General features: G+C 75.9%; 9 protein-coding genes. 3 read left to right on the top strand and 6 right to left on the bottom strand.

The features are described from left to right. Nucleotides 1-126: 126 nt before the first annotated feature. Nucleotides 127-999, bottom strand: a complete 873-nt coding sequence (locus Sfr03f_RS28890; RefSeq protein WP_108957165.1) for a DeoR/GlpR family DNA-binding transcription regulator — start codon at nucleotides 997-999, stop codon at nucleotides 127-129. A gap of 443 nt (nucleotides 1000-1442) precedes the next feature. Here Sfr03f_RS28890 and Sfr03f_RS28885 point away from each other — a divergent pair, with 443 nt between their 5' ends. Continuing rightward, on the top strand, nucleotides 1443-3800 hold the full coding sequence (locus Sfr03f_RS28885; RefSeq protein ID WP_245967827.1) for a hypothetical protein: 2358 nt from the start codon (nucleotides 1443-1445) through the stop codon (nucleotides 3798-3800). Here Sfr03f_RS28885 and Sfr03f_RS28880 read toward each other — a convergent pair. From Sfr03f_RS28880 to Sfr03f_RS28860, 5 genes are all read right to left on the bottom strand, one after another. After that, a complete protein-coding gene (locus Sfr03f_RS28880) occupies nucleotides 3760-6216 on the bottom strand; it encodes a right-handed parallel beta-helix repeat-containing protein (RefSeq protein ID WP_108957164.1) in 2457 nt (818 codons plus the stop codon). The two genes, Sfr03f_RS28885 and Sfr03f_RS28880, sit on opposite strands and share 41 nt — an antisense overlap. 116 nt (nucleotides 6217-6332) lie before the next feature. After that, nucleotides 6333-6932, bottom strand: a complete 600-nt coding sequence (locus Sfr03f_RS28875; RefSeq protein WP_290429406.1) for an Rv1733c family protein — start codon at nucleotides 6930-6932, stop codon at nucleotides 6333-6335. Between the two features lie 159 nt (nucleotides 6933-7091). Further along, a complete protein-coding gene (locus Sfr03f_RS28870; RefSeq protein ID WP_108957162.1) occupies nucleotides 7092-7919 on the bottom strand; it encodes an MOSC domain-containing protein in 828 nt (275 codons plus the stop codon). A gap of 37 nt (nucleotides 7920-7956) precedes the next feature. Further along, nucleotides 7957-8535: a DUF6643 family protein gene (locus Sfr03f_RS28865; RefSeq protein WP_245967820.1), complete on the bottom strand. Its 579-nt coding sequence runs from the start codon at nucleotides 8533-8535 to the stop codon at nucleotides 7957-7959. A 225-nt stretch (nucleotides 8536-8760) separates the two neighbouring features. Further along, nucleotides 8761-9990 carry a glycosyltransferase gene (locus tag Sfr03f_RS28860; protein WP_108957161.1) on the bottom strand — a complete coding sequence of 410 codons (1230 nt, stop codon included), beginning with the start codon at nucleotides 9988-9990 and terminating at the stop codon, nucleotides 8761-8763. A 57-nt stretch (nucleotides 9991-10047) separates the two neighbouring features. Here Sfr03f_RS28860 and Sfr03f_RS28855 point away from each other — a divergent pair, with 57 nt between their 5' ends. Next, nucleotides 10048-10887, top strand: coding sequence for a glutamate racemase (locus Sfr03f_RS28855; RefSeq protein ID WP_108957160.1), 840 nt, complete (start codon nucleotides 10048-10050; stop codon nucleotides 10885-10887). Between the two features lie 498 nt (nucleotides 10888-11385). Continuing rightward, nucleotides 11386-13011, top strand: a complete 1626-nt coding sequence (gene lnt / locus Sfr03f_RS28850; RefSeq protein ID WP_108957159.1) for an apolipoprotein N-acyltransferase — start codon at nucleotides 11386-11388, stop codon at nucleotides 13009-13011. Nucleotides 13012-13016: the final 5 nt, after the last annotated feature.

Raw genomic sequence — 13016 nt, 5'->3', positions numbered from 1 at the left:
GGCCGGTGCTCCTCGGGCCGGTGCCCAGCCCGTGCGGGGCGCGGCCGGTGCGCACCGGCCCGCTCGGGGTGCGGCCGGTGTGCCCCGGCCCGCTCGGCGCGAAGCCGGTGTGTCCGAGGCCGGTGTTCAGCCCGCTCGGGACGCCCGGTAGGTCTCGTCCGCGGTGTCCGGCGGCGCGGAGCCCTCCTCCCCGGCCACCACCAACCGCAGCGGCAGCTCGGACAGTTCCGCGCGGGTGACCGCCGGCAGCCCGGCGTCGGTCACCAGGACGTCCACCTCGGACAGCGAGGCGAAGGAACTCAGCCCCACCGTGCCCCACTTGGTGTGGTCCGCGACCACCACGACGCGCCGGGCGGAGGCCACCAGCCGCCGGTTGGTCTCCGCCTCGGCGAGGTTCGGGGTGGACAGCCCCGCCTCCGCCGAGATGCCGTGCACGCCGAGGAACAGCAGGTCGAAGTGGAGCGCGGCTATCGCCCGGTCGGCCACCGGGCCGACCAGGGAGTCGGAGGGCGTGCGCACGCCGCCGGTGAGCACCACCGTCGGCCCACCCGCCTCCGCCCCGTCGGGGGCGCGGCCGGTGTGCAGCACGTCGGCCACCCGCACCGAGTTGGTGACCACCGTCAGGTCCGGCACCCCGGCCAGCACCCGGGCCAGCGCGTAGGTGGTCGTCCCTCCGGAGAGCGCCACCGCGGAGCCGGGCGTCACCAGCGAGGCGGCCGCGCGGGCGATCTCCTCCTTCGCGGCGGGCTCCCGGCCGGTCTTCTCCTCGAACCCCGGCTCGTGCCCGGTGGGCTCCGTGCCCTCCACGGGCACCGCGCCGCCGTGCACCTTCTCCAGCGCGCCCAGGCGGGCCAGCGCGTCCAGGTCACGGCGCACCGTCATGTCGGACACGCCGAGCCGCTGGGTCAGCTCGTTCACCCGCACCCCGCCGCGCCGGCGGACCTCGTCCAGGATCAGCGCCCGCCGTTGCTCCGCGAGGAGGTTCTGCCGCTCAGCCACCTCTACCCCTCGTCCCTTCTCCCGCGCGGCCGCTCCCGCGCCCCCGGCCGCACCCCTCGGGCGCTGTGACCAGGTCTTTCCCGCGCGGGCACCGGGCCCGGCGACATTCCATCCTCGCACGACACGCCGAAGCGCGGTCAGGTGGCCGAGCGCGCCGCGTGATCACCGCCCTCACCCGATCGGGGGGAGATTCGGTGACGGAGGGTTGAGGAGGTGCGGGAACGGAGATCCCACGGGCGGAGCACCGCATCACATGTTCGAATGCCGCGCGGGCCAGGGGTGCGCGCCGGACGCCGCGGCCACCACACGTCACCGGGGGAGCAGCAGTGGTATCTGGACAGGCGACGCAGACCACGCCCGCGCCGCGGGCGCCGAACCCGCCGGCGGGCGGAGCCACCCTGGAACTGCTCGTGCACGGCGTGGGCGGCACCACCCCGGCGGAGATGCTCGACGACCCGCGGACGGTCCGCGTCACGGGCGACGGCATCGCCGCCGTGTTCCGGCGCGCCGACGACGTGGACGCCGAACGCGCCGCCCGGACCGCCCCCGCGGGCGACGGCACTGCCCCCGTCCAGGAGGCCTACGTCTGGTGCAACCTCACCTCCGGCAACGGCAGCCGGGCCCTGTGGCTGCTGCTGCTCCCCTTCATGGTCGTCAACCTGGCCCACTGGATGCGCCCCGCCGCCCACGGGCTCCACCGCGCCGTCCGCCTGCACGGGACGCTGGTGCGCCTCGCCGGGCTGAGCCTCACCGTGCTGCTGGTCGCCGCCGCCTGCGAGGTCGCCCTCGACCTGACCGCCTGGCAGTGCGCGGGCACGGCGGCCTGCGCCTCCGCCCACTCCTGGCTGGGCTTCCTCACCGAGGGCTGGTGGAGCGCCCCGGGCCGCCGCCTTGCCCTGGCCGCCGTGGTGCCCACCGCCCTCACCGTGCTGCTCTGGTACCTCTCGCACCGCACCTGGAGCGCCTACGAGTCCCAGCAGCCGCTGGCCGGCACCGAGCCGGAGGAGGGCGCCGAGGCCACACCGCTGGGGCGGCCCGGGTTCTGGTACGGCCGCCGCCTGGTCGCCAGGCTGCGCGCCGCGCACACCGCCGCGGCCCTGCTCACCGTCGCCGCGGCGGTGACCGCCGCCGCGGCCCGCCACGACCGCGGCGTCGGCGGCCCCGCCCTGCTCGACCTGCTCGGCCGGCTGCTGGAGACCACCCTGGCCGTCGCCGGCCTCACCGTGGTGGCGGTGGTGTGCCGCCGTGGCCGCAGCGAGCGCCGGATCGACCACGGCCTCGACGCACGCCTGCAGCGGGTGCTGCCGCTCGGCGCCACCGTCCTGCTGGTCCTCGCCCTGGTGTACGCCTCCTGGTCCCGGCCCGGCTGGCGGTCGGCCGGACTCCTGGCCGGGGACGCGGTCTTCGGGGCGATCTGCCTCGCCCAGGGGCTGCTGGTGGTGGCCCTGGCCGCGGTGGCCCGCACCCTGCACCGCTCCCGCCCCGACCCGCGTGCCGCACTGCGCGGACTCGCCGGCCCGGCGGTCGCCCTGCTCGCCTGCGCGCTCGGCGGGGTGATGTCCGGAGGCGTCGCCCAGCGGGTCGCCGACTGGCTCGACGGCCGCAGTGGCACCCTCGCCGGCCCGCCCGTGGTGCTGACCTGGCAGGCCTCCGCCATCCCGGTCCTGCTGGCCGTGGTCCTGGTACTGCTCGCCGTCCTCGGCCACCGCGCCTGGCGCTCCGTGCGCGGCGAGATCCCCGCGGTGCTGCGCGACCACCCCGGCGAGCCGCACGACCCGGTGCGGGTGCGCCGGGTGGCCCGGGTCCGTGCCCTGGCAGCCCTGACCGACCGGGCCCCGCTGATCGTCGGCGTCGTCGCCGCCGTCACCTTCCTTCTCGGAGCCGGCGCGCTGGCCGGCGCCCTCGGCAGCGGCCGGGCGCCCGCCGACGCCGCGCAGGGCGCCCCCGCCCCGATGGAAGGGGCCGCCGAGGTGGCGCAGGCCATCGGATCCTGGCTGATCGGCCTGGGCTTCATACTCTTCGTCACCTTCGGCCGCCGGGCCTACAAGGACGCGTCCGCCCGCCGCACCATCGGCATCCTGTGGGATGTCGGCACCTTCTGGCCGCGGGCGGCCCACCCCTTCGCGCCGCCCTGCTACGCGGAGCGGGCCGTGCCCGACCTGACCTGGCGGATGGCGACCTGGACCGCGGCCACCGGCGGCCGGCTGGTGCTCTCCGGGCACTCGCAGGGCAGCGTGCTGGCCGCGGCGGCCGCCTGGCAGCTGCCCGCCCCGGTACGCGCCCGGGTCGCGCTGCTGACCTACGGCTCCCCGCTGGAGCGCCTCTACGGACGCTGGTTCCCCGCCCACTTCGGCCCCGAGGCGCTCGGCCGCCTGCACCAGGAGGTCGACTGCTGGCGCAACCTGCACCGCCGCACCGACCCGATCGGCGGCCCCGTCCTGGTGGGCACGGCGGACGTGACGGGCGAGGCGGACGCGACGGGCAGGGCGGCCGCGGACGGCACCGCGGCGCCGGCGGGCGCGGCCGGTTCCCCCGGCTCCTCGTCGTGCGCACCGGTCGACCGGGAGGCGCTCAGGGACCCGCTCTCCCTGGGCCGGACCGCGGAGCACCCGCTGCCCTCGCCCATCCTCGGCCACGGGGGCTACCAGGCCGACCCCGTCTTCGCCGAAGAACGCGCCGCGCTGCTCGCCCGGCTGCCGCACGGCCTGCCCGCGCCCCGCGACGGGGGTGACGGGCAGGACCCGCCGCCCGGGGAGCCCGTCAGTCCAGCGCCGGGAGATCCTCCGGGTGGAGCAGGCTGAGCTCCTCGGTGCTCGGGTCGGGCAGCTGCGCCACCCGGCCCGCGTGCCGTTCCACCATCGCCTCGAAGGTCTGGCGGGCGGTGCGTCCGTTGCCGAACGCGGGCCCCTTGGGGATCTCCGCGAAGTACTTCAGCAACGCCTCGTCCGTGCCGTCCGCCAGCCGGTACTCGTGCTCCTCGGCCTGCTGCTCCACGATCCGCAGCAGCTCGCCGGGGCCGTAGTCGCCGAACCTGATGGTCCGCGAGAAGCGGGACGCCACACCGGGGTTGACGGACAGGAAGCGCTCCATCTCCTCCGTGTAGCCCGCGACGATCACCACCACCGCCTCCCGGTGGTCCTCCATCAGCTTCACCAGCGTGTCGATCGCCTCCCGGCCGAAGTCCCGGCCCGAGTCCTCCGGCGAGAGGGCGTACGCCTCGTCGATGAACAGCACACCGCCCCTGGCCCGGTCGAACGCCTCCTGGGTGCGGATCGCCGTCGACCCGATGTGCTCGCCGACCAGGTCGACCCGGGAAACCTCGACCAGATGCCCCTTCTCCAGCACGCCCAGCGAGGCCAGGATCTCTCCGTACAGCCGGGCCACCGTCGTCTTGCCGGTGCCGGGGGAGCCGGTGAAGACCAGGTGACGGCGGACCGACGCCGCCTTGAGGCCCGCTTCCTGACGCCGCCGGCCCACCTCGATCATGTCGGTGAGCGCCCGCACCTCCCGCTTGACGCTCTCCAGGCCGACCAGCGCGTCGAGGGCGCCCAGCACCTCCTGCGCGGCCCGCACCGGGGCGCCGCCACCCGCCTCGCCCGCGGGACCGGCCGGAGCCCCGGCTCTCGGCGCCGGCACGGAGCCCAGCAGCCCGCCCGTGCCCGCCTGCGCGGGGGCGGTCAGCACCGCGCCCTCGCCGGTGGCGGATCCCCTCCCGGGCGAGGAGCCGGCGCCGAGGCTCTCGTCGCCGGTGCAGTCCTCCACGTCCGGTCCGCCCGCGCCGCCCGCCCCCGCCTCCGCGAACTCGTAACCGCCGCGCGCGCACCGCTTGGTGCGGCACTTGCGCAAGGTGGTGCGGCAGCCGTCCAGGACGTGGAAGCCGTAGCCGCCGCTGCCGGTCACCGTGCAGCCGACGAAGGTGCCCCGGCCGCCCGCCGACACGTAGAACCCCGCCTCGGCCGGCCCGTCGACGGTGCACCGCTCCACCGTCGGGTCCGCCCCCTTGGTGACGATCACGCCCGTCTGGGTGCCGTCCAGCGAGCAGTTGGCGAGCGTGCCCCCGCTGCCGTGGTCGCGGAACCAGGCGCCGGTGGCGGCGTCCCGGATGCGGCAGTCGTCCAGTTGCGCGGTCGCGCCGTCGCTGACCGAGACCGCCGTGTTGCGGACCTGGCTCAGGTCGCTGTCCACCACGTCCGCACGCGACCCGCGGTCCAGCACGAACAGCGCGTCCGGCACGTCGTGCACGCGGCAGGAGTCCAGCACCGCGGTCGCGCCGTCGCTCACCCAGACCGCCGGGTAGTCGCCGGTCGAGTCGAAGATCTCGCACTGATGGGCGTCGACCCGGGTCCCCGGATCCCACACCGAGAGCCCGTTGCGCCCGAACTGCCGGACGCTGGTGCGGGTGAGCGTGAGAACGGAACGGGACCGCAGGTCCATCGCGTTCTCGGGGACGTCGTGGATCCGGCAGTCGGCCAGGGTGAGGACCGCGTCGGTGTCCATGGTGACGCCGTCCCCGGCCGTGCGGTGCACGTCGCAGTCGGTGAGCTGACCGGTGGCCCGGCCGGTGATCTGCACGCCGCTGCCGCGCACCTCGTAGATCTCGCAGCCGACCGCCTCCACGAAGGAGTTCTCCCCGGTGGCGCTCAGACCGGCGCCGGCGGCGTGGTGCACCCGGCAGCGCTCCAGCCGGGGCCGCGCCCCGCCGTGCACCGCCACGCCCGCCTGCCCGGCCGCGGTCACCTCGCACTCCTCGAAGAGCCCGCCCGCGCCGTCGGTGACGGCGATGCCCACGCCCGCCGGGTTGTCCACCGAGCAGCGGCGCACCGTGGGGCGCGCGGAGCCACGGACCTCGATGCCGGACGCGGAGCGCGTCACCACGCGGATGTCGGAGATCTCCGGGGAGCCCTCCTCGACCAGCAGCGCCGGCGCCGACGAGTCCTGCCCCTCCAGGTGCAGTCCCTGCACCACGGCGGAGCCCCGCACCGTCAGCGGCACGCCGTCGGCGGGCGCGATGCGCACGGCCCCCGGCTGTCCCTCGGGCCCCCGGAGCGTCACCGCCCGCTGGACGAGAAGGTTCTCCCGGTAGGTGCCGGGGGAGACGGTGAGCACGTCCCCGTCGCCCGCGGCCTCCAGGGCGGAGGCGAGCGAGGAGTACTCTCCCGTGCGGCGCCGCCACCGCGACGTGCCGGTGTGCGTCACCTGGACCGTGCCCTGTGCCATGGTGCTTTTCTGTCCCCACCTCGTCGTACACGGGATGTAGCGGATTGGGCCGAACGTGTCGGCCCGACCACCGTAGCGTGCGCGTCGACGGTGGGTTGCCCGGTGAACGATCGTGATCAGCTTCCGGTACCGGTCCTGCCCCAGTCGGGTCCGGCCCGCTCCCAGGCCCGGTCCAGCCGCTCGAAACGCAGCCGCATCAGGTGGCGGATCGTCATGCGGCGGGCCGCCTCGGCGATCGCCGCGGTGAGCAGGGCCGCGCCGACGCCGGCCAGGCCCGCCTGCAGCGTCAGGTCGCCGGTGTCGAGGGGACGGCCGACCGGACGGCCCCGGGTGTCGGTCCAGAGCGTGAAGTGCCGCCCCGGGAGCGGAGCCCGCAGGCTCGTCCAGGTGTGCGCACGCCGTGGGGTGCCGTCGGGCGCGGTCCAGGACGCGAAGACGCGCTGGCGGTTGCCGCGCTGCGGGGTACGGTCACCGGTCGCGGGAAGCTGCGCGGAGACCGCCGGGTCCTTCAGGACGGTGGCCGTCACGCGGTGCCGCGCGGCGTGCTGTTGACGGGCCGTACGGCTGAGCGAGTCGTGCGCCGCGGAGCCCGCGAGCACACCGGCGAGGGGCGCGGCGACCGCGATCAGCAGCAGAGCGGCCAGTGCCGCCCAGGCCTCCACCAGATCGGTCGTGCGCCGCAGCGGATTGTGCCGCCACCGCCAGATCCCCCGCATCGCTCCCACCGTGTCCCCCCGTCTTCCCCTCCGTGATAGCCCTCCCGCCGGCCGTTCACGCGCCGAACGCCGGCAAAGAGAGCGACCTCACCCTTTCGGCACAGCCGCCCCGCGGCCGCCCGGACCCGGCCTCCGGCGCCGTGCGGACCGGTGATCCGCTCACTCCAGGACCGTGACCGGGTCCCCGACCCGCACGGTGCCCGTGGTCAGGGGCACCAGGTACTGGCCGAAGACCAGTCGCGAGCCGAAGCGGCGCAGGCGGCCGAGGGTGAGCAGCGGCTCCCGTCCACGGCGGGCCGACTGCTGGTCGGTGGCGGTCACCACGCACCGCCCGCAGGTGCGGGCGACGCGGAGGTGGACGCCGCCGACGGCCAGACGGTTCCATCCGTCCTCGGCCCAGGCCTCGAAGCCGTCCACCACCAGGTTGGGGCGGAAGCGGTTCATCGGCAGCGGGCCCTCCTCGGGATGGTCGCCCTGCGCCACCGCCGCGTTGAGCGCCTCGAGCGAGGCGAGGGTGGTCAGCAGCAGGGGATAGCCGTCCGCGAAGGACACGGTCTCGCCGGGCAGGGCGTACTCGGGGTCCACCGGACGGACGACCGCGGGGTCGTCCATGTGCAGCAGGCGCACGGAGGCGTCCAGATAGGCGCTGCACCAGGCGTGCGCCGCCTCCTCGGCGAGCACTCCCCGCACCCGGGTGCCGAAGACGTCCACCTCCGCCGTCCCGGAGGCCGCCGGGTCGGGAACGGGGACGGTCAGCGGCTGCGTGCCGGGTGCGGACAGACGGACGCCGCCGGGCAGGAGCTCGGCGGCGGCCAGGGCGAGACGGGGATGCCGGCGCCGGGTGACGACCTTTCCCCCGTCGTCGACCAGGGCCCAGCGCCGGTCCCCCACCGGCCCCCAGGGCTCGATCAAGGCCTCCCGGAGAGCTTGTCCCCGGAAGGCCTTGACCGGATGTACATGGATCGAATGAACTTCCGCGTTCCCCATGCGGTCATCGTGCCACCGGCCCGGACCGCTCCCCGGTTCAGTAGCCGCGGTACTCCTGCTGGCCGTACTGCGGCTGGTAGGAGACCGGGGCCTGCTGTCCGTACTGCGGGGCGTACGGAGCCTGCTGACCGTACGGAGCCTGCTGTGCCGGGGCCGGGGCGGGACGGGGGGCCGCCGGACGCATCGCCTCGTACCCGGTGCCGGCCTGCGGCGCGGGGCGGGGCTGCTGCTGCGTCGGATAGCCGCGCGGGCCGGCCGCCTGCTGCGGGATGTACGGGGCCGGAACCGGGGAGGGCGCCGGAGGCAGCGCGGCCTGGGCGGCCGGGAGCGCGGGCTGCGCCTGCGGGTACCCGTACCCGTAGGACGGCGCGGGCGGCTGCGGGGCCGGCGGCTGGTAGGACGGGCCCGACGGCAGGGCGGGCAGGGCCGGCAGGTGGCTGCCGCCGGTGCCGTAGGAGGAGTGGGTGGTGTACGACGGCGTGTCGTACATCGGCGGTACCCGGATGGGCGCGATCTGAGGGGTACCCCGCTCGGCGACCAGGGAGTCGTAGATCGGGGTGTCCGGGAACGCGGCTGAGGAATAGCCGCCGCCGTAAGGGGAGCGGGGGGAGGTCATACCCATAAGTTAAGCCCACGATGTGGTCGTTGGGGAGACAGATAAGAAGGTTGTTTTCCGTGTCGGCGGTGATGTTGGATACCCAATCCGAGCGAATTTGGCAAAAAGGGGCCTCCTGTCCATCACGAATCGTGTATGGGAGTCGGTATCGGACACGTTACCCACGGTTAACTCCGGCCTCAGGAGTGTCCTCATGCGGTCTTACGGGGCTTTTGTGCCAGTCCGTCAGGCGTCCTGTCCGCCGGTGCTCGTTCGGCCGTTCGGAGCCCTCCGCGAACGGGTGACGGAAAGGGCCTCGGGGCGGCCGTAGGTGCGGCCCTTCCAGGCGGCGCCGCGCCCCCGGTGGTGGCGCACCGCGGAGTCCACCGTCATCAGCGTGTAGAGCGACGCGGTGAACGGCAGCAGCACCGCGGCCCACGGCGGCTGCCGGTGATACCGCACCATCGGCAGGTAACTCGCCGCCATCAGCAGCCAGGCCGCGCCCCCGCAGACCGCCGCGGCGGGCACGCCCGCCACCACGCCGGCCGCCAGGGCCGCCACAGGCGCCAGGTAGACCAGGCACAGGCCCGCCACCGTGCCCGCCAGGAGCGCGGGGCTGTGGCGCAGTTGGGCGTAGGCGCTGCGCGACACCATCCGCCACAGGTCCCGCAGGCGTGGGTACGGGCGCACGCTGACCACGTCGTCGGCCAGCCCGAGCCAGATCCGCGCGCCCGGTGCGCGACCCTTCACCGCACCCGCCAGCGCCACGTCGTCGATCACCGCGCCCCGGATCGTGTCCGGGATCCCCGCCTCCTCGGCGGCCGAGGCGCGCAGCAGGACGCAGCCCCCGGCGGCCGCGGCGGTCCGGCACCCGGGCCCGGCCACCCGGCGGAACGGGTAGAGCTGCGCGAAGAAGTACACGAAGGCCGGCACCACCAGACGCTCCCAGGCGCCCGCCACCCGCAGCCGGGCCATCAGCGACACCATGTCGAAGCCGCCGGTGACCGCGGCGGAGACCAGGGAGCGCAGACTGTCCGGCGCGTGCGCGATGTCCGCGTCGGTCAGCAGCACGAACTCGGGGGAGCCCGCCCGCGCCGCGGCGAGCCCGTGCCGCACCGCCCAGAGCTTGCCGGTCCAGCCCTCCGGCGGTTCCCCGGGCGAGGCGACGGTCAGCGGCAGCCCGCCGTGGCGGCGGGACAGCCGCCGGGCCAGGTCGCCGGTGCCGTCCGTGCTGCCGTCGTCCACCAGCACGACGGCGGCCTCGCCCGGATAGTCCTGGGCCAGCAGCGACGGCAGGCTGTGCGGCAGGACGTCCGCCTCGTCGCGGGCCGGGACGACGACCGCCACCCGCGGCCACGCGGCCGGCTCCCGCCGCTCGGGGAGCCGCACGTCGGTGCGCCAGAAACGCCCGTGCCCGAGCAGCAGCCAGAGCCAGACGGCGAGGGACACGGCGGAGATCCACACCACGACGCTCATCGCCGCAGTCTGCATCACGGAAGCGGGCACTCCGCGCTCATCGTCTATGGTGACGGGGTGAAGATCGCGCTCATGGACTCCGGAATCGGGCTGCTGGCGGCGGCCGCCGCGGTGCGCCGGCTCAGGCCCGACGCCGATCTGGTCCTCTCCTCCGACCCGGGCAGCATGCCCTGGGGTCCCCGCAGCTCCGAGGACATCGCCCGGCTCGCGCTGGCCGTCGCCGAGGCCGCCGCGGAGCACCGCCCGGACGCCCTGATCGTCGCCTGCAACACCGCCTCCGTGCATGCGCTGCCCACGCTCCGGGCGCACCTGGAGCCCGCTCTGCCGGTCGTGGGCACCGTGCCCGCGATCAAGCCGGCGGCCGCCGGCGGAGGCCCGGTCGCCATCTGGGCCACTCCCGCCACCACCGGCAGCCCCTACCAGCGCGGGCTGATCGAGCAGTTCGCCGCGGGCGTCGACGTCACCGAGGTGCCCTGCCCCGGCCTGGCGGATGCCGTCGAGCACGCCGACGAGGCCGCCGTGGACGCCGCCGTCGCGGCCGCCGCCGCGCTCACCCCGGCCCGCGTGCGCACCGTGGTGCTGGGCTGCACCCACTACGAACTGGTCGCCGGGCGGATCGGCACCGCCCTCGAGCGCGTCGTCGGCCACCGGCCCGAGCTCTTCGGCTCCGCCACGGCGGTCGCGGCCCAGGCGCTGCGGCGCGTCGGCGCGGCGGGGATGGGCGCGGGCGCGGAGGGCGACGCCGTGCCGGGTGACGCCGCTCGGGGCGGCGCAGGGACTGCGGCCGGCTCGGGCACGCTGACCGTGCTGCACGGCGGCGTCGAGTCGCGGCTCACCGAGGCCGCCCTCTTCTACGCCGAGGGGCGCGGACTGCGCGAGGTCAGCGCGGCCCGCTGACACACCGCGCCGCCGGTGGCCGCGGGGCCGGGGCGGGACCGACGTCCGCGCTGAGGCGCCGGGTCGGCGGGAGCGGCGGGTCTCGGTCAGGTCGACGTCAGGCTGAAGCACAGTGCGGGTGGCCGTGCGGCCGGACGGGACCGACGGCAGCCTTGCGAAGGCGCCAGGCCTGCGGCGCGGTCGGCGTCAGGGGCCGAGGCATCGCGTCGGCGGTGCGCGGGGTTCGGGCAAGGCGGACGTCAGTGGTGCAGTACCGCGCGGCTGCCCGCGTGGCCGGGCGGGACCGACGGCAGCGCCTCGGTGGCCGGGGCGAGAGCAACGTCACCGGCCGTGGGCCGGGCCGGGTGCGGCCAGGCCCGGGTACCGTCGAAGCCGTCCGTCTCCTCCCGGTTTGCCGCCGGTTTCCGCCTGCCCGGCGGCGACCCACCGTCCTCGGCACCCCGCCGGCGGGTCCGCCGGCCCGATCCGGGGCCCTGACATGCGCCTTAGACTCCACCAGTGACCGTCACCGCACCCACCACCGAAGCCTCGGGCGACCGGCCCGCGGGCGGATCCGCCGAGCGCCCCCGCGGCCGGGCCGCGGCCCGGCTTCGCCGGCTCCTGCCGGCCGTGGCCGCCGTCCTCTCCGGCCTGCTGCTCTACGCGAGCTTCCCACCACGCACCCTGTGGTGGCTCGCCCTGCCCGCCTTCGCCGTCCTCGGCCAGGCGTTGCGCGGCCGCCGGTGGAAGCCCGCCCTCGGGCTCGGCTACCTCTTCGGGCTCGGCTTCCTGCTGCCGCTGCTGGTGTGGACCGGCATCGAGGTCGGCCCCGGGCCGTGGCTCGCCCTGGTCGCCGTGGAGGCGCTGTTCCTCGCGCTCACCGCGGTCGGCATCGCGGCCGTGTCCCGGCTGCCCGCCTGGCCCCTGTGGGCGGCGGCGGTGTGGACGGCCGGCGAGGCCGTCCGGGCGCGCTTCCCGTTCGGCGGCTTCCCCTGGGGCAAGGTGGCCTTCGGCCAGGCCGACGGCGTCCTGCTTCCGCTGGCCGCGCTGGGCGGCACCCCGCTGCTCGGCTTCGCGGTGGTGCTGAGCGGCTTCGGCCTCTGCGAGGCGGTCCGGCAGGCCTGGTCGGCGCGCCGGACCGGGGCGGTGCGCCGAGGCGCCGCGGCCGCCGCGCTGCTGAGCCTGCTCGCCCCGTTCGGCGCCGCACTCGGCGCGCGCGCCGCGGTGGACGCCGGCGCGGCGGACGGCACGGCCACCGTCGCCGTGATCCAGGGCAACGTGCCGCGCCTGGGCCTCGACTTCAACGCCCAGCGCCGCGCGGTCCTCGACTACCACGTCCGCGAGACCGAGCGGCTGGCCGGCCGCATCGCGGCCGGCGAGGCGGAGCGGCCCGACCTGGTGCTCTGGCCGGAGAACTCCTCCGACATCGACCCCTTCGCCAACGCCGACGCCGCCGAGGTCATCGACCGCGCCGCCAAGGCCGTGGACGCCCCGATCGCCGTCGGCGGCGTGGTCGAGCGGGACGGCAAGGTCTACAACGAGCAGATCCTCTGGGACCCGGTGAAGGGCCCGGTCGACACCTACGACAAGCGGCAGACCCAGCCGTTCGGCGAGTACCTCCCGCTGCGCCCCCTCATCGGCGCGATCAACGAGACCTGGACGAGCATGGTCCGGCGGGACTTCAGCCGCGGCACCACCCCGGGCGTCTTCCGGATGAACGGCACCGGCGTCGGACTGGTCACCTGCTACGAGGCCGCCTTCGACTGGGCGGTGCGCGACACCGTGACCTCCGGGGCCCAGCTGCTCTCGGTGCCGAGCAACAACGCCACCTTCGGCCGCAGCGAGATGACCTACCAGCAGCTCGCCATGTCCCGGGTGCGGGCCGTCGAGCACGGCAGGACGGTGACCGTGCCGGTGACCAGCGGGGTCAGCGCGATCATCCTGCCCGACGGCCGGGTGACCGCGCGCACCGGCATGTTCGTCCCCGGCACCCTCGTGCAGGAGGTGCCGCTGCGGTCCTCCAGCACCCCGGCGACCACCCTGGGCACGCTGCCCGAATGGGCGCTGGTCCTGGTCGGCGCGGCGGGCGTGGCCTGGGCGGCCGGCCGGACCGTGCGGGCCCGGCGGGCCGGCACGGGCCGATAGGGTTC

Source organism: Streptomyces fragilis (assembly GCF_003112515.1).
GTDB classification, from domain to species: domain Bacteria; phylum Actinomycetota; class Actinomycetes; order Streptomycetales; family Streptomycetaceae; genus Streptomyces; species Streptomyces fragilis.
This window is presented reverse-complemented; position numbering and strand designations above follow the sequence as displayed.